Consider the following 15691-nt stretch of genomic DNA (forward strand, 5'->3'; position numbering starts at 1 on the left):
CATGGCAGACGTCCTGGCAGACCTCTTGGGGCCCGGCGGCAAATCACTGGCCAAGCCGCCAAGGATCGCCATATAAGGCAGGCGAAATTCAGGAATTTTCATGAGCGCGCTGGACAACCACGCATTTGCCAAGATGAATGGCATCGGCAACGAGATCGTCGTTGTCGACATGCGCGATTCCGCCTCGCCGGTGACGCCGGACGACGCCCGCGCGGTGGCGTCCGCGCAGGGCGGCGTGCCCTACGACCAGCTGATGGTGCTCCAAAAGCCGCGGCTCGACGGCACCGAAGCCTTCATCAGCATCTACAACAATGACGGCTCCGAGGCCGGCGCTTGCGGCAACGGCATGCGCTGCGTGGTTCGCCGCATCTTCGAGAAGACCGGGCAGACGACGGTGACGTTCGAGACCCGCGCCGGCCTGCTCAATTGCTGGCAGGGGCCGGCGCCCGATCTCTACACCGTCGACATGGGCGCGCCGAAGTTCGGCTGGCGGGACATTCCGCTGGCGGAAGAGTTTCGCGACACCCGCTACATCGAATTGCAGATCGGGCCGATCGACAATCCGATCCTGCATTCGCCGTCCGTCGTGAACATGGGCAACCCGCACGCGATCTTCTGGGTCGACGACGTCAACGCCTATGATCTCGAACGCTTCGGGCCACTCTTGGAAAACCACCCGATTTTCCCGGACCGCGCCAACATCACGCTCGCCCATATCGTCGATCGCGATCACATCGCGATCCGCACCTGGGAGCGTGGCGCCGGCCTGACCCGGGCCTGCGGTTCGGCGGCCTGCGCGACTGCGGTCGCCGCGGCACGGCTGAAGCGCACCGAGCGCAATGTCGAGATCACGCTGCCTGGCGGCAGGCTCGGCATCGAATGGCGCGAGCGCGATGACCACGTGCTGATGACGGGCACTGCGAGCTTCGAATACGAAGGCAATTTCGATCCGGCGCTGTTCGCGCCGGTCGGCTGATGGCCGTCGACATCGTCACCTTCGGCTGTCGCCTCAATGCCTTCGAGGCCGAGGTGATCCGCCGCGAGGCAGAAGGCGCGGGCCTCGAAGACACCATCGTCATCAACAGCTGCGCCGTCACCAACGAGGCGGTAGCGCAGGCGCGCCAGTCGATCCGCAAATTGAAGCGCGAGCGGCCGGGTGCGCGCATCGTCGTCACCGGCTGCGCGGCGCAGACGCAAAGCGGCATGTTCGCTGAAATGGCCGAGGTCGATCGCGTCGTCGGCAATGACGACAAGATGCAGGCGTCTGCGTGGCGCGCGGCGCGCGATGCCTTCGACGTCGGCGCCAGTGAGAAGATCGCCGTCAGCGACATCATGGCGGTGAAGGAGATGGCGCCGCATCTGATCGAGGGCTTTGCCGCCGGCCTGCCGCGGGTGTTCGTGCAGGTACAGAACGGCTGCGACCATCGCTGCACCTTCTGCATCATTCCTTATGGTCGCGGCAATTCGCGCTCGGTGCCGATGGGCGCGGTGGTCGAGGAAGTGCGGACGCTGGTTGAGCGCGGCCATGCCGAGATCGTGCTGACTGGCGTTGATCTCACGAGCTATGGCGCCGATCTGCCGAGCACGCCGAAGCTAGGGATGCTGACCAAGCAGATTTTGCGGCACGTGCCGGAGTTGAAGCGCCTGCGCATCTCCTCGATCGATTCGATCGAGGCGGATGCTGATTTGTTAGATGCCATCGCCGATGATGCGCGCCTGATGCCGCATCTGCATCTGTCGCTGCAATCCGGCGACGACATGATCTTGAAGCGCATGAAGCGGCGGCATTCGCGAAACGACGCGATCGCGTTCTGCGACCAGGTCCGCCGCCTGCGCCCGGACATCGCCTTCGGAGCCGATATCATCGCGGGCTTTCCGACCGAGACCGACGAGATGTTCTCGCGCTCGCTGGATCTCGTCGAAGAGTGCGGCCTCACGTTCCTGCACGTCTTCCCCTATTCGCCGCGCCCCGGAACGCCGGCCGCACGGATGCCGCAGGTCGCTGGTCTCGAGATCAAGGAACGTGCGAAGCGGCTACGGGCTGCGGGTGAAGCGGCATTGCGCCAGCGGTTGCAAGCCGAGATCGGCGCGACGCGCGATGTGCTGATCGAGAGCGAGACGCAGGGGCGGACGGAGCATTATTTGCCGGTGGCGATTGCGGGCGAACGGGTCGGAAGCGTCGTGCCGCTCAGGATGGCTGGCAGCGATGGTGAGCGGCTGACCACATAGTCCACTGCGGTGAGTTGCGACGCGTTGCATCCCCTTCGCCGGGACGACGCGGAGAGTGAGGATGCGGGGTGCCCCGAAAGCGCCGCCTACGACGCCCTGACTTGCCAGAATCGTAGCGTTCGCAGTGCATTCTCCGGCGTCATGCGGGCGAAATGGCCTTGCGCCCTGGCAAGATCCGCCGGCTTCATCGCACCCGTGGCGAAGCGGCTTTCGAGCACGGCGGCCGTTGTTTCCCAGCTGAGCTGCGCGGCCTTGCATGGCACGAGCAGGCCGTCTTCCCGCAAGCTCTGCATCAGCGGGCGAATGACTTCGATGGTCGATCCGGACAGTGCTGCCAAGGCGGCTACGGCTTCTTCATAACGCCGCTGCCTGGCGAAACCAAACAACGTCGCTTCATTGAGCTGGCCGGACGCCTTGAGATTTGCAATCGCGCGCTTGGCGCCTTCGAAGTCGCGGACACCCGACATCTCGCGTTCGACGCCGACGGTGACGGCGGCGATTGCGCTCTGGATTTCATCGAACAGATCGGGCGACGCGCGGGACAACAGGCGCGTGCGCACGACATCCGTCGCCGAGCGCAGCAATTCGCGGCGCAGCTCCGAGGGCAAATCGACGCGGACGCCGACACTGACGGCGAGCTCGGGATCGGACTCGGCCTGGCCGACGATGACGACAAAACCGCCTCCGGAAACGCGCGCGCCGGGATTGGCGGCGAGCCGCCGGCTCACGCTCGGATAGCGGCGCGCCAGCAGCGCGTCGGTGACGATCTCCTTCAGCCACCAGCGGCCGGCGACCGCAAGCAGATGCGACTCGCTCTTGGACGCCGCGATCTTCACCAGCTCGCCATCGTCGAGGCGCGCAGATTCCTGGAGCACGGGACGGGCGATGCGGATCTCGTCATTGTTGGCGAGGCGGCGAATCACGGACGGCGGTGCCTGCGCGATCGGCGCAAGCTGCGCGCTGATCTCGGCCAGCGCCACGCGCGCGCCCATGTCGGCGATGGCGCGCAGCTCGATGGTGCCGATCAGGCGTTCGAGCACATCGTCGAACAGCGCGATCTGGTCGTCGTTGAAGCGTCCGGCGGAGGACAGGAACAGGTCGGTGACGCGCCGGGCGGTTTCCAGGCCTTTTTCCGCGGTGCCGATCCGTATTGCGGATTCGACCTCGTCGATGATCGATAGCTCGGCCTTGGACATGACGCGTTGCTCGTCCTGAGCGGGATTACGGAAGCTTGTTCTAAGCAGCCGCTATCATTAGAGACGAGCACTGAACGTTTCGTAAACCATCGAGCACTTCTCCTCATCCTGAGAGCCCGCCAAGCGGGCGTCTCGAAGGATGGCCGCGGGCGAGATCCCGGGCCTTCATGGTTCGCCCGGCGATGCAAAGCATCGTCCGGAGACGGCGCCGACGCGCCTCCTCACCATGAAGGGCGAGCAGTTGGGCTATTCCCCATTCCAGCCGCAGGCCCTGAGCCGCTCATGCATATGGGGCGGGGCCGGCGCGACCACGCGGACCGGCTCCTTATTTCGGGAGATCGGCACCACGATCTCGCGGGAGTGCAGGTGCAGCCGCGGCTCGCCGAAGCGCGGGCCGTTGCCGTAAATGTTATCACCGAAGATCGGCCATCCGGTCGAAGCCGAATGCACCCGCAGTTGATGGGTGCGGCCGGTCACCGGTTCCATGGCGAGCCAGGTCAGACCACCGCCCCGGCCCATCACTTTCCAGTTGGTGACAGCCTTCTGGCCCTCAGGATCGGGCTTCTGCCACCAGCCGCGCTCGGCATTGAGCCGGCCGAGCGGCATATCGATCGTGCCTTCGTCCTCGCTGGGGCCGCCCTCGACCAGGGTCCAGTAGGTCTTGCCGATCTTGCCATGCTTGAACAGGAGGCCGAGCGAGGCTGTCGCTTTCCGATGGCGTCCGAGCACGAGGCAACCGGAGGTGTCCTTGTCCAGCCGGTGGGCCAGCACCGGCGGCCGCGGCAGGCCGAAACGCAGCGCGTCGAACGAGGCCTCCAGATTGGCGCCGCCCTTGGGGCCACGATGCACCGGCAGGCCGGCCGGCTTGTCGATGACCAGCATCAGCCCGTCGCGATGGAGCACGCGGCCTAAGATTTCATCCGCGGTCAATTCGGGAACATCGAGCAATTGCAAGACTTTCGTTCAAGACTTTCGTTTGTTTGCCGGAACGGCTAACACACCGCCACCATGAACGATACCACCTCCGAGACCCCCAAGCTGAGCTGGTGGCGCCGCCTGTCCGACGGGCTGAAGCGCACCTCGTCCTCGCTCGGGACCGCGGTCGCCGACCTCGTCACCAAGCGCAAGCTCGACCGCGCCATGCTCGACGATATCGAGGACGTGCTGCTGCGCGCCGACCTCGGCACGCAGGTCGCGGTGCGGATTGCGGACGCCGTCGGCACGGGGCGCTATGACAAGGCGATCTCCGCGGACGAGGTCAAGGACGTCGTCGCAGCCGAAGTCGAGAAGGTGTTGGGACCGGTCGCCAAGCCGCTCGAGATCGATGCGGCAAAAAAGCCGTTCGTCATTCTCGTGGTCGGCGTCAACGGCTCCGGCAAGACCACCACCATCGGAAAACTCTCGCAAAAGTTCGCCTCCGAAGGCCGCAAGGTGATGCTGGCCGCCGGTGACACGTTTCGCGCAGCAGCCATCGAGCAGCTGAAGGTCTGGGGTGAGCGGACGAAAACGCCGGTCATTGCGGCCCCGCAGGGCTCGGACTCGGCAAGCCTCGCTTTCAACGCTCTGACCGCGGCGAAGGAACAGGCCATCGACGTGCTCCTGATCGACACCGCCGGGCGCTTGCAGAACAAGGCCGAGCTGATGAACGAGCTCGAGAAGGTCGTGCGCGTCATCCGAAAGGTGGACGCCACCGCGCCACACGCAGTGTTACTCGTGCTCGACGCCACGGTCGGCCAGAATGCGTTGTCGCAGGTCGAGGCCTTTCAGCGCACCGCAGGCGTCACCGGCCTCGTGATGACCAAGCTAGACGGCACCGCGCGCGGCGGCATTTTGGTGGCGCTCGCCGAGAAATTCAAACTGCCGGTGCATTTCATCGGCGTCGGCGAAGGCGTCGATGATCTCGCGCCGTTCACCGCGCGCGATTTCGCTCGCGCCATTGCCGGAATCGAAAGCTAGAGAATGGACAAGACCCAGCCGCATCCGTTGTTCAAGCTTGCGACCGAGCTCGGTCCGCTGCTCGTCTTCTTCTTCGTGAATGCGAAGTTCAATTTGTTCGCCGCAACCGGCGCCTTCATGGTCGCGATCGTCGCGGCAATGATCGCCTCCTATGTGGTGACGCGCCACATCCCGATCATGGCCATCGTGACCGGCGTGATCGTGCTGGTGTTCGGCACGCTGACGCTGGTGCTGCACGACGAGACCTTCATCAAGGTCAAGCCGACCATCATTTACGGCCTGTTCGCCGCCATCCTCGGCGGCGGCCTGTTGTTCGGCCGCTCTTTCATCGCCGTGATGTTCGACCAGATGTTCAATTTGACCCCGCAGGGCTGGCGCATCCTCACGCTTCGCTGGGCGCTGTTCTTCGCCGGCATGGCGGTTTTGAACGAGATCGTCTGGCGCACCCAAAGCACGGATTTCTGGGTGAACTTCAAGGTGTTCGGCGTGACGCCGCTGACCATGATCTTTGCTATTGCCCAGATGCCGCTGACCAAGCGCTACGGTGTTGAACCGGCGTCGCTGGAGACCAGCGAGGCCGAGGCGGGGGATGTGCGGAAGGGGTAGCGCTCTCTCAGATCGCGATGACGATCGTGGCTAGCTCCCCGCCTTCAACGCCTTCTCCATCTCCGGCAGCAGCACGTTGCGCAAATTGTCCGGCGTGATCGGCCCGACCAGCTTATAGACGATGGTACCTTCGCGGCCTACGACGAAGGTCTCCGGCACGCCATAGACACCCCATTCGATCGAGGCACGGCCGTTCGCGTCGGTGCCGACGCGGCCGAACGGATTGCCATAGCGGCCGAGGAAGCGCCGCGCATTGTCGGGCGCGTCCTTGTAGTTGATGCCGACGATCTGGAAGCGCTTGTCTTTGGCAAGCTCGGTCAAGAGCGGCGCCTCGTCATGGCACGGCACGCACCATGACGCCCAGACATTGACCAGGCTGACCTTGCCCTTGAACGCGGCGGGATCGAGCCCAGGGATTTGCGCGTTGTCAGTCTGCAATCCTTCCAGCGGCGGCAAGGTGGTCAGCGGTGCCGGCCGGCCGATCAGCGCGGAGGGAATCCGCGAGGGATCGCCGCTGCCGAGCCTGAACCAGAACAGCAGCGCAAGGCCAATGAAGACGATCAGCGGCAGCACCATCAGGAAGGTGCGGCGCGTCGTCGTCGCCGAGGTCGATTGATCGCTCATGGTGTATCCGTCGCGCTGCGGCCCGAGCGGCGGGTGATGCCGCTGCGATCGAGCTCGCGCAGGCGCCGGGTCTGGTTGCGATAGTCGAGCACGACCCAGCCGATCAGGATCGCGACCACGATGGCCGCGGCGGCATAGGAGGTCACGATGAAGGACGCGTAGGGGCCTAGCGACATGGTCATGCGGCCTTCTGGCTCGCCTGCATCATCTGCAAGGAGCGGATACGGCGGCGCAAAATCTCGTTGCGCATTGCCGCCAGATGCAGCGTGACGAACAGCAGCGTGAACGCGACCGCCATCACAAGAAGTGGAATGAGGAAGGACTTGTCGAGCGTCGAGCCGCCCATGCGCATCACCGAGGCTGGCTGGTGCAGCGTGTTCCACCAGTCGACCGAGAATTTGATGATGGGCAGATTGATCGCACCGACCAGCGTCAGCACGGCAGCGGCGCGTGCCGCGCGCGAGGGATCCTCGACCGCGCGCCACAGCGCCATCAGGCCGAGATACATCAGAAAGAGAATCAGCACCGAGGTCAGCCGCGCGTCCCATTCCCAATAGGTGCCCCACATCGGCCGGCCCCACAGCGATCCCGTGAGCAGCGCGAGGAAGGTGAAGGCCGCGCCGATCGGGGCGGCCGATTTGGCGGCGACGTCGGCGAGCGGATGCCGCCACACCAGCGTGCCCAATGAGGCGATGCTCATCACGCCCCACACGAACATCGACAACCAGGCATTGGGCACGTGGATGAACATGATCTTCACGGTCGCGCCCTGCTGATAATCGTCCGGCGCGTACGCGGATTGATAAAGGCCGATGGCGAGCAGGATGACGGTCGCAGCCGCAAGCCACGGCAGGATCCGCGCTGTGAGCGCGAGGAACCGCGAGGGGTTGGCGAGGTCGATCAGCGTCATGGTATCCTGATAATCACAGCTCAGCGCTCACGCAATCAGCATGAAAGCACGCAGCGAAAGTTGATCGGGGTCAAGGTCAGTCCAGTCCATGCTTCAGGCTCGCCGCCGCCGCGAAAGGGCCGATCACCAGGCTGATCAGCGACAGCGCGCAGAGGATCGAGAACGGCGCGCCGAATGACAATGGCCCGGTGATCGCGGCCTGCGAGGCCGCAACCCCGAAGATCAGCACCGGGATCGACAGCGGCAGCACCAGCACCGCCATCAACAGCCCGCCGCGATGCAGTGTCACCGCCAGCGCAGCGCCGATCATGCCGGTAAACGTCAGGGCCGGGGTGCCCGCGAGCAGCGTCAGCGCCACCGCGCCGGTTGCGACCATGTCGAGGTTGAGCAGCAGGCCGAGCACGGGGGTTGCGACAATCAGCGGCAGGCCGGCCGCCAGCCAATGCGCCAGCGCTTTTGAGGCGCAGGCCAGTTCCAGCGGTGTCCGGCTCATCGTGATCAGGTCGAGCGAGCCATCCTCGTGGTCGGCCATGAACAGCCGGTCCAGCGTGAGCAGGCTCGCCAGCAGCGCGCCCAGCCACAGGATCGCCGGTCCGAGCCGCGACAGAAGCGCCAGGTCCGGGCCGACCGCAAACGGCATCAGCACCACCACGGTCAGGAAAAACAGCACCCCAATGAGTGCCCCGCCGCCGACGCGGAGCGCGATTCGGATGTCCCGGCGGATGAGCGCGGAGAGGGCGGTCATGCGGTGCCTCCCGCTTGAAAGGGCGGCACGCCCGAAAAAAGCTGAGGGTCCATCGGAATCATGCCATCCCCCCGATCCGCAGCTCCCGCGCCTCGATCCCCAGCGGCGCGTGGGTTGCGGCGATGATCAGGCCGCCACTTGCGAGGTGGTCCCGCATCAGGCCGCCGAACATGTCCTGGCCGGCCGCATCCAGTGCCGTGGTCGGCTCGTCCAGCAGCCAGACCGGGCGGCGAACGGTCAGCAGCCGGGCCAGCGAGAGCCGGCGGCGCTGGCCCGCGGACAGGAAGGCGGCGGGCAGATCGGCGGCATGGTCGAGGCCGACGGCAGTGAGGCTTTCGGCCGCGTCAAACCGCGCGCCGCCCAGGAAATCAGCCCAGAATGATAAATTTTCCGCCACGCTCAGCGCAGGCTTGAGGGCATCGCGATGGCCGAGATAGTGGCACTGTTCGGGCAGCGTCAGCTCGGCATCGCCCCCATCCAGCGCGATTGTGCCGTCAGCCGGAATGAGCAGGCCCGCGATCAGCCGCAGCAGCGACGTCTTGCCCGATCCGTTGCGGCCGACGACGGCCACCGCCTCGCCGGAAATGGCCGCGAAATCGAGCCCGGCGAACACCTCGCGGCCGCCGCGCACGCAGGTGACCCCGCGACCAGAGAGCTGCATCTTGCCTCGTATCGACCCGCTCAAAGCCGGGCCTCAGGAAATCTGGGGGTAGCGCATCAGAATTTTTGGCTCGCAAATTGCTGCGGTACGATTGTGGCTGTGGCGGCGCGGTTAGAAAGCTTCTATAAGCCCGGAACTACTTGATGCAGCAACTCAACCTGCCCCTGCAAGCGACCCAGCCGGATTCGCTGACGGTGTTAAAATACCCCTTGCCGGGTATAACTAACAATTGGGATTTCCTTTCATGACCTCGCTCGACAGCTTCAAATGCAAAAAGACCCTCAAGGTCGGCGCCAAGACCTATGTCTATTACAGCCTGCCCACGGCCGAGAAGAATGGTCTGAAGGGAATTTCGAAACTCCCCTATTCGATGAAGGTCCTGCTCGAAAACCTCCTCCGCAACGAGGACGGCCGTACGGTCAAGAAGGAAGACATCGTCGCGGTGTCGAAGTGGCTGCGCAAGAAGTCGCTGGAGCATGAGATCGCCTTCCGCCCCGCCCGCGTGCTGATGCAGGACTTCACCGGCGTTCCCGCGGTGGTCGACCTCGCCGCGATGCGCAACGCCATGCAGAAGCTCGGTGGTGACGCCGAGAAGATCAACCCGCTGGTCCCCGTCGATCTCGTCATCGACCACTCCGTGATCGTGAACTTCTTCGGCGACAACAAGGCCTTCGGCAAGAACGTCACCGAGGAATACAAGCAGAACCAGGAACGCTACGAGTTCCTGAAGTGGGGCCAGAAGGCGTTTTCGAACTTCTCCGTGGTGCCGCCCGGCACCGGCATCTGCCACCAGGTCAATCTCGAATATCTCTCCCAGACGGTCTGGACCAAGAAGGAGAAGATGACGGTCGGCAAGAAGACCGGCACCTTCGAGGTCGCCTATCCCGACTCGCTCGTCGGCACCGACTCCCACACCACCATGGTCAACGGTCTCGCCGTGCTCGGCTGGGGTGTCGGCGGCATCGAGGCAGAAGCCTGCATGCTCGGTCAACCGCTGTCGATGCTGCTGCCTACCGTCGTCGGCTTCAAGCTGAAGGGCGCGATGAAGGAAGGCGTCACCGCCACCGACCTCGTGCTGACCGTGACGCAGATGCTGCGCAAGCTCGGCGTGGTCGGCAAGTTCGTCGAGTTCTTCGGTCCCGGCCTCGACCATCTCTCCGTCGCCGACAAGGCGACCATCGCCAACATGGCGCCGGAATATGGCGCGACCTGCGGCTTCTTCCCGGTCGACGCCGCTACGATCGATTATCTGAAGACCTCCGGCCGTGCGGCGCCGCGCGTCGCGCTGGTGCAGGCCTATGCCAAGGCACAGGGCCTGTTCCGCACCGCCAAGTCGGCGGACCCGGTGTTCACAGAAACGCTGACGCTCGACCTCGCCGACGTCGTGCCCTCGATGGCCGGTCCGAAGCGCCCCGAAGGCCGCATCGCGCTGCCGTCGGTGGCCGAAGGCTTCTCGCTCGCGCTGGGCACCGAATACAAGAAGGCCGATGAGCCCAATAAGCGCTTCGCCGTCGACGGCAAGAACTTCGACCTCGGCCACGGCGACGTCGTGATCGCCGCCATCACCTCCTGCACCAACACTTCGAATCCGAGCGTCTTGATCGGCGCCGGTTTGCTCGCGCGCAACGCCGCCGCGAAGGGCCTCAAGGCAAAGCCGTGGGTGAAGACCTCGCTTGCTCCGGGTAGCCAGGTGGTCGCGGCCTATCTCGCCGATTCCGGTCTCCAGACCGATCTCGACAAGGTCGGCTTCAACCTCGTCGGCTTCGGCTGCACCACCTGCATCGGCAATTCCGGTCCGTTGCCGGAGGAGATTTCGAAGTCGATCAACGACAACGGCATCGTTGCGGCCGCCGTGCTCTCGGGCAACCGCAACTTCGAAGGTCGTGTCTCACCGGACGTGCAGGCGAACTACCTCGCCTCGCCGCCGCTGGTCGTCGCGCATGCGCTTGCCGGCAGCGTCACGAAGAATCTCGCAGTCGAGCCGCTTGGTGAAGGCAAGGACGGCAAGCCGGTGTACCTCAAGGACATCTGGCCGACGACGAAGGAGATCAACGCCTTCATGAAGAAGTTCGTGACCGCGGCGATCTTCAAGAAGAAGTATGCCGACGTGTTCAAGGGCGACACCAACTGGCGCAAGATCAAGACGGTCGAGAGCGAGACCTATCGCTGGAACATGAGCTCGACCTATGTGCAGAACCCGCCCTATTTCGACGGCATGAAGAAGGAGCCGGAGCCGGTCACCGATATCGTCGAGGCGCGCATCCTCGCCATGTTCGGCGACAAGATCACCACGGACCACATCTCGCCGGCCGGCTCGATCAAGCTCACCTCGCCCGCGGGCAAGTATCTCAGCGAGCACCAGGTGCGTCCCGCGGACTTCAACCAGTACGGCACGCGTCGCGGCAACCATGAAGTCATGATGCGCGGCACCTTCGCCAACATCCGCATCAAGAACTTCATGCTCAAGGGCGCCGACGGCAATATCCCGGAAGGCGGTCTCACCAAGCACTGGCCCGACGGCGAGCAGATGTCGATCTACGACGCCGCGATGAAGTACCAGCAGGAGCAAGTGCCGCTGGTGGTGTTTGCCGGCGCCGAATACGGCAATGGCTCCTCGCGCGACTGGGCTGCCAAGGGCACCCGCCTGCTCGGTGTGCGCGCCGTGATCTGCCAGAGCTTCGAGCGCATCCATCGCTCCAACCTGGTCGGCATGGGCGTGCTGCCGCTGACCTTCGAAGAGGGCACCTCCTGGTCGTCGCTCGGTCTGAAGGGCGACGAGAAGGTCACGTTGCGCGGCCTCGTGGGCGATCTGAAGCCACGTCAGAAGCTGACCGCGGAGATCGTTTCCGGCGACGGCTCCTTGCAGCGCATTTCGCTGCTCTGCCGCATCGATACGCTGGACGAGCTCGAGTACTACCGTAACGGCGGCATTCTGCACTACGTGCTGCGCAAGCTCGCGGCCTAAGCGCGGATTTGTGAACGGTGGCTCACTGGTAAGTGAGTAGAAGGTTAAACGAAGGCGGCCTATCACAAGGCCGCCTTCGTGCGTTAAGGCATGCTTCGGATGGGCCCGCCCGGCGGAAACCTCGTATCGGATGGTTGAATGTGCCGTGCCCGTAAGACTACGGTGACCATCAGGCGATAGGATATTCCTCCACGAGTACGGGATGTGACGTTCGATATGACTGGAATGATGGCTTCTCATTTGGTTTCGCGGTGGTCCGGGGCACTCTGGTCGGGAGCACTCGGCATCTGTGCGATCGTCGCCGTCATTCGTCCTGCAGAGGCCGATCCACGCGCCGTGGTCGAACTCTTCACCTCGCAGGGCTGCTCGTCCTGCCCGCCCGCCGATAAGGTCATCGGTGATCTCGCCAACGATCCCTCGGTCATCGCGCTGAGCATGCCGATCGACTATTGGGACTATCTCGGCTGGAAGGACACGCTGGCGGATTCGCGCTTCTCGGCGCGGCAGCGCGCCTATTCACGGATGCGCGGCGACCGCGAGGTCTACACGCCGCAGGTCGTGGTCAACGGCTCCGCGCATGTCATCGGGAGCGACCGTGCCGGCATCGAAAGCGCGATCGGCAAGACCGACAAGGGCGCCGGCGTGATGAGCGTGCCGGTGACGATGTCGCTCACAGGCAAGCAGATCACCGTGTCGGTGGCCGCCAGCAAGGAGCCGGCGGTCTCGCATGGCGAGGTCTGGATCTGCTCGATCGCAAAGACGGTGCCGATCGAAATCAGCCGCGGCGAAAATCGCGGCCAACAGCTCACCTATCACAACGTCGTGCGCAATTTGCTCAAGGTCGGAGACTGGAGCGGGCATTCGGAAAGCTGGACCGTGCCGATCGAGAACCTCACGCGCGACGGTGTCGACGGCGCGGTGGTCTATGTCCAGGACGGCAGTCGCGAGAAACCGGGCCCGATGCTCGGCGCGGCGTACACGTCGCTGCACTGATTCGATACTCTCTCTAAACCTCGCACTCGCTCTCGACCCTCATGGTGAGGAGCGCGCTCTTGCGCGCGTCTAGCGGACGATGCTTCGCATCGCCGCGAACCGCGCAGGCCTGGCTGATGCATCTCGGGCCTCGATCCTTCCAGACGCCGCGCGAAGAGCGCGGCTCCTCAGGATGAGGGGAGAGAGTTTTCGTGCAGGTGGAGAGAGCTTGTCGGGGCAGCCACATCCCGACACAAACCAAAAAGGACCAACTTGCGTTGGCCCTCCTTGTTGTACGTACAGACCCGATCCTCGCGACCCCGGGGGGCTGGGGGCTGAGGAATCCGGAACCGAAAGGACCGGGTCAACGCACACAACTCTTTTCGCAATGCAGGGCGGCAGTCGCTGGGCGGAAAAGAGGCGATACTATGATTCCTGCTAACGATCCCGTGACGGTTTGCCGCTAAGAAGTTCCACCGTTGCGTGTGTCATGATTCGCAACCGTTTTGGCGAGCCGAGCCAGAGCTCTTCACGAGTCCCTTGCAAGTGCCTCTTGCGGTGGCGATCGGTTGGCGCAATCATGTAATTGTGATGATCCGCGGCTCCGGGGACGGTCTTCGCGGACGCGATCATGTCGATGCGACAGGAGGCGTTCCATGAGTCTGACGTCGGAGGGTGCCGATCCGAGCGAGCAGCGCGCAGTGGCACGCCCCGCCGCTGCGAATGCCCAACCGAACCGGGTGACGTTCAACCGGCTCGAGCTGAACCGTATCCTCAATCTCTATGGCCGCATGGTCGCCGACGGCGAGTGGCGCGACTATGCCATCGACTTCCTCAAGGACCGCGCGGTGTTCTCGGTCTTCCGCCGCGCCTCCGAAGTGCCGATCTATCGCATCGAGAAGGATCCGCGGCTCGCGCGCAAGCAGGGCATGTACAGCGTGATCTCGGCGACCGGCCTGATCCTGCGCCGCGGCCACGAACTCGAGCGCGTGCTGCTGGTGATCGATCGGAAGCTGGCGGTGGTGTAGCTGCCGTAGGGTGGGCAAAGGCGCAACGCGCCGTGCCCACCGTATGCCCCCGATCGCCGCTGTGTGGTGAGCACGCTTCGCCTTGCCCACCCTTCGCCTTGCCCACCCTACGAAACTATTTCGTGGGTATGCTGCTCGCACCCTCGCCGAGATCCCGCTGCATCATCACCGTGTCGAGCCAGCGGCCGAATTTCAGGCCGACATGCGGATGCGTGCCGATCATCTTGAAGCCGCCCTTGGTGTGCACGCCGATCGAGCCGGCGTTGGCGGAATCGCCGATGACGGCGATCATCTGGCGGAAGCCGCGCGCCTCGCATTCGGTGACCAGCCGCTCCAGCAGCAACGAGCCGACACCGCGGCGGTGGAAGCTTGGGTCGAGATAAATCGAGTTCTCGACCGTGAAGCGATACGCCGGCCGCGGCCGGTATGCGCCGGCATAGGCGTATCCGGCGACGCGGCCGTCGAGGATGGCGACGAAATAGGGATAGCCGCCGTCGACCAGCGCGCGGTAGCGGCGCGTCATCTCGGCAAGGTCAGGCGGCTCCAGCTCGAATGTCGCGGTGCCCTCGCGGACGGCCTGCTGGTAGATGGCGGTGATGGCGGGAAGGTCGGCCTCTCGAGTGGGCCTGATTTCGGGTGCGGACATGGGAGAAGATTAGAGCCTTCCCGCGCCCGCTGGAAGGGGCAACGACGCTTCCCCATACGCCGTCATTGCGAGGAGCTCTTGCGACGAAGCAATCCAGAATGCGCCCGCGGAGGAACTCTGGATTGCTTCGCTGCGCTCGCAACGACGGTGTTTGTGGTTGCAGCCCCGCCTAAACAAAAACCCCGGCCTCTCGGCCGGGGTTCGTGTCGTTCGCCTGGTCGATCGCTTAGTCGCGCTGGCCGAGGAGCTGCAGCAGCAGCGTGAACAGGTTGATGAAGTTCAGGTACAGCGACAGCGCGCCGGTGATGGCCGCACGCTCTGCGATGTCACCGCCGGCCGAGGCGTAGCCGTAGATGTACTCGTTCTTCAGCCGCTGGGTATCCCAGGCGGTGAGGCCCGCGAACACCAGCACGCCGACCACCGACACGACGAACTGCAGCACCGAACTCGCCAGGAACAGGTTGACCAGGCTGGCGATGATGATGCCGATCAGGCCCATGAACAGGAATGATCCCATCCCGCTCATGTCACGCTTGGTGGTGTAGCCGTAGAGGCTCAGCGATCCGAAGGTCGCCGCGGTGATGAAGAACACCCGAACGATCGAGGTGTGCGTGAACACCAGGAAGATCGAGGACAGCGAGACGCCCATCAGCGCCGCGAATACCCAGAACAGGATCTGGGCGGTCGAGGGAGCGAGACGGTTGATGCCTGCCGAGATCACGAACACCATGGCGAGCGGCGCCAGCATGAACAGCCATTTCAGCGGGCTCACGAACATCGCGTAGCCGAACGGCGTCAGGAACAGCTTGCCGACGCGGACCGCTTCCGGGGTCGGAACATCCGTCACGGCAGCCATGTAGACACCGAGCGCGGCCAGGCCGGTGATGGCCAGGCCAATGCTCATGTAATTATAGATGCGCAGCATGTAAGCGCGCAGACCGGCGTCGACCGTCGCGGCGTCGACACGCCCGGCGGCCCTGCCGAATGGAGAAGCGTAATTGCGGTCTGAGTCCGACATGGTCGAAATCCCGTTGGTTGCCCGGTCCGGCATGAGGGTTGCCATGCCGCCGGTTCGTCAATTCTATCTCGGATACCGACGTCTGCCGACATTAATTTTGGCTAACTATCGGGGCTCCGAACCCATTCGATATGT

General features: G+C 64.2%; 16 protein-coding genes. 7 read left to right on the forward strand and 9 right to left on the reverse strand.

Features of this window, described 5'->3' with window-relative positions:
* Positions 1-100 precede the first annotated feature (100 nt).
* Positions 101-976: a diaminopimelate epimerase gene (gene dapF / locus ACPPVR_RS02120; RefSeq protein WP_426612647.1), complete on the forward strand. Its 876-nt coding sequence runs from the start codon at positions 101-103 to the stop codon at positions 974-976.
* A complete protein-coding gene (gene mtaB / locus ACPPVR_RS02125) occupies positions 976-2229 on the forward strand; it encodes a tRNA (N(6)-L-threonylcarbamoyladenosine(37)-C(2))-methylthiotransferase MtaB (protein ID WP_426612648.1) in 1254 nt (417 codons plus the stop codon). Before dapF ends, mtaB begins: the two co-directional genes overlap by 1 nt.
* Positions 2230-2315: 86 nt before the next feature.
* Here the strand turns inward: mtaB and ACPPVR_RS02130 are convergent, their stop codons facing one another.
* Complete coding sequence (locus tag ACPPVR_RS02130; RefSeq protein ID WP_426612649.1) at positions 2316-3425, reverse strand: DUF2336 domain-containing protein; 1110 nt, start codon at positions 3423-3425, stop codon at positions 2316-2318.
* Positions 3426-3671: 246 nt separating this feature from the next.
* Positions 3672-4373, reverse strand: a complete 702-nt coding sequence (locus ACPPVR_RS02135; protein WP_426616307.1) for an RluA family pseudouridine synthase — start codon at positions 4371-4373, stop codon at positions 3672-3674.
* A 60-nt stretch (positions 4374-4433) separates the two neighbouring features.
* Between ACPPVR_RS02135 and ftsY the strand changes: the two genes are divergently transcribed.
* Both ftsY and ACPPVR_RS02145 read left to right on the forward strand, forming a co-directional pair.
* Complete coding sequence (ftsY, locus tag ACPPVR_RS02140; RefSeq protein WP_426612650.1) at positions 4434-5381, forward strand: signal recognition particle-docking protein FtsY; 948 nt, start codon at positions 4434-4436, stop codon at positions 5379-5381.
* A gap of 3 nt (positions 5382-5384) precedes the next feature.
* Complete coding sequence (locus tag ACPPVR_RS02145) at positions 5385-5987, forward strand: septation protein A (protein WP_426612651.1); 603 nt, start codon at positions 5385-5387, stop codon at positions 5985-5987.
* 30 nt (positions 5988-6017) lie between these two features.
* Here ACPPVR_RS02145 and ACPPVR_RS02150 read toward each other — a convergent pair whose 3' ends face one another.
* The 5 genes from ACPPVR_RS02150 to ccmA form a co-directional block, all read right to left on the reverse strand.
* Positions 6018-6611 (reverse strand): DsbE family thiol:disulfide interchange protein, encoded by a 594-nt coding sequence (locus tag ACPPVR_RS02150; RefSeq protein ID WP_426612652.1) that lies wholly within the window; start codon positions 6609-6611, stop codon positions 6018-6020.
* Positions 6608-6793 carry a heme exporter protein CcmD gene (gene ccmD, locus ACPPVR_RS02155; protein WP_426612653.1) on the reverse strand — a complete coding sequence of 62 codons (186 nt, stop codon included), beginning with the start codon at positions 6791-6793 and terminating at the stop codon, positions 6608-6610. The genes ACPPVR_RS02150 and ccmD overlap by 4 nt, the downstream gene beginning before the upstream one ends.
* The gene (locus ACPPVR_RS02160) at positions 6790-7521 is read right to left on the reverse strand and encodes a heme ABC transporter permease (RefSeq protein ID WP_426612654.1); all 732 of its coding nucleotides are present in this window, start codon (positions 7519-7521) and stop codon (positions 6790-6792) included. The genes ccmD and ACPPVR_RS02160 overlap by 4 nt, the downstream gene beginning before the upstream one ends.
* Positions 7522-7597: 76 nt before the next feature.
* Positions 7598-8266, reverse strand: coding sequence for a heme exporter protein CcmB (gene ccmB / locus ACPPVR_RS02165; RefSeq protein WP_426612655.1), 669 nt, complete (start codon positions 8264-8266; stop codon positions 7598-7600).
* 58 nt (positions 8267-8324) lie between these two features.
* On the reverse strand, positions 8325-8927 hold the full coding sequence (gene ccmA, locus ACPPVR_RS02170) for a heme ABC exporter ATP-binding protein CcmA (RefSeq protein WP_426612656.1): 603 nt from the start codon (positions 8925-8927) through the stop codon (positions 8325-8327).
* A gap of 244 nt (positions 8928-9171) precedes the next feature.
* On the opposite strand from ccmA, the gene acnA reads away from it, so the two are divergent.
* The 3 genes from acnA (at position 9172) to ACPPVR_RS02185 (ending at position 13892) form a co-directional block, all read left to right on the forward strand.
* A complete protein-coding gene (gene acnA, locus ACPPVR_RS02175; protein ID WP_426612657.1) occupies positions 9172-11892 on the forward strand; it encodes an aconitate hydratase AcnA in 2721 nt (906 codons plus the stop codon).
* A gap of 216 nt (positions 11893-12108) precedes the next feature.
* Positions 12109-12885, forward strand: a complete 777-nt coding sequence (locus tag ACPPVR_RS02180; protein ID WP_426616308.1) for a DUF1223 domain-containing protein — start codon at positions 12109-12111, stop codon at positions 12883-12885.
* Positions 12886-13520: 635 nt separating this feature from the next.
* Positions 13521-13892 (forward strand): DUF2794 domain-containing protein, encoded by a 372-nt coding sequence (locus ACPPVR_RS02185; protein WP_426612658.1) that lies wholly within the window; start codon positions 13521-13523, stop codon positions 13890-13892.
* 115 nt (positions 13893-14007) lie between these two features.
* On the opposite strand, the gene ACPPVR_RS02190 is transcribed toward ACPPVR_RS02185, so the two are convergent.
* Both ACPPVR_RS02190 and ACPPVR_RS02195 read right to left on the reverse strand, forming a co-directional pair.
* Positions 14008-14538: an N-acetyltransferase family protein gene (locus ACPPVR_RS02190; RefSeq protein WP_426612659.1), complete on the reverse strand. Its 531-nt coding sequence runs from the start codon at positions 14536-14538 to the stop codon at positions 14008-14010.
* 226 nt (positions 14539-14764) lie between these two features.
* Complete coding sequence (locus tag ACPPVR_RS02195; RefSeq protein WP_426612660.1) at positions 14765-15556, reverse strand: Bax inhibitor-1/YccA family protein; 792 nt, start codon at positions 15554-15556, stop codon at positions 14765-14767.
* Positions 15557-15691 lie beyond the last annotated feature (135 nt).

This window comes from Bradyrhizobium sp. McL0616, assembly GCF_049993385.1.
GTDB lineage: Bacteria > Pseudomonadota > Alphaproteobacteria > Rhizobiales > Xanthobacteraceae > Bradyrhizobium.

What these genes read in the sequence shown, in the direction of transcription:
- dapF (WP_426612647.1), top strand. Translation starts at nt 101, where the DNA reads ATGAGCGCGCTGGACAACCACGCATTTGCCAAGATGAATGGCATCGGC.
- mtaB (WP_426612648.1), top strand. Translation starts at nt 976, where the DNA reads ATGGCCGTCGACATCGTCACCTTCGGCTGTCGCCTCAATGCCTTCGAG.
- ACPPVR_RS02130 (WP_426612649.1), bottom strand. Translation starts at nt 3,425, where the DNA reads ATGTCCAAGGCCGAGCTATCGATCATCGACGAGGTCGAATCCGCAATA.
- ftsY (WP_426612650.1), top strand. Translation starts at nt 4,434, where the DNA reads ATGAACGATACCACCTCCGAGACCCCCAAGCTGAGCTGGTGGCGCCGC.
- ACPPVR_RS02145 (WP_426612651.1), top strand. Translation starts at nt 5,385, where the DNA reads ATGGACAAGACCCAGCCGCATCCGTTGTTCAAGCTTGCGACCGAGCTC.
- ACPPVR_RS02150 (WP_426612652.1), bottom strand. Translation starts at nt 6,611, where the DNA reads ATGAGCGATCAATCGACCTCGGCGACGACGACGCGCCGCACCTTCCTG.
- ccmD (WP_426612653.1), bottom strand. Translation starts at nt 6,793, where the DNA reads ATGACCATGTCGCTAGGCCCCTACGCGTCCTTCATCGTGACCTCCTAT.
- ACPPVR_RS02160 (WP_426612654.1), bottom strand. Translation starts at nt 7,521, where the DNA reads ATGACGCTGATCGACCTCGCCAACCCCTCGCGGTTCCTCGCGCTCACA.
- ccmB (WP_426612655.1), bottom strand. Translation starts at nt 8,266, where the DNA reads ATGACCGCCCTCTCCGCGCTCATCCGCCGGGACATCCGAATCGCGCTC.
- ccmA (WP_426612656.1), bottom strand. Translation starts at nt 8,927, where the DNA reads ATGCAGCTCTCTGGTCGCGGGGTCACCTGCGTGCGCGGCGGCCGCGAG.
- acnA (WP_426612657.1), top strand. Translation starts at nt 9,172, where the DNA reads ATGACCTCGCTCGACAGCTTCAAATGCAAAAAGACCCTCAAGGTCGGC.
- ACPPVR_RS02180 (WP_426616308.1), top strand. Translation starts at nt 12,109, where the DNA reads ATGACTGGAATGATGGCTTCTCATTTGGTTTCGCGGTGGTCCGGGGCA.
- ACPPVR_RS02185 (WP_426612658.1), top strand. Translation starts at nt 13,521, where the DNA reads ATGAGTCTGACGTCGGAGGGTGCCGATCCGAGCGAGCAGCGCGCAGTG.
- ACPPVR_RS02190 (WP_426612659.1), bottom strand. Translation starts at nt 14,538, where the DNA reads ATGTCCGCACCCGAAATCAGGCCCACTCGAGAGGCCGACCTTCCCGCC.
- ACPPVR_RS02195 (WP_426612660.1), bottom strand. Translation starts at nt 15,556, where the DNA reads ATGTCGGACTCAGACCGCAATTACGCTTCTCCATTCGGCAGGGCCGCC.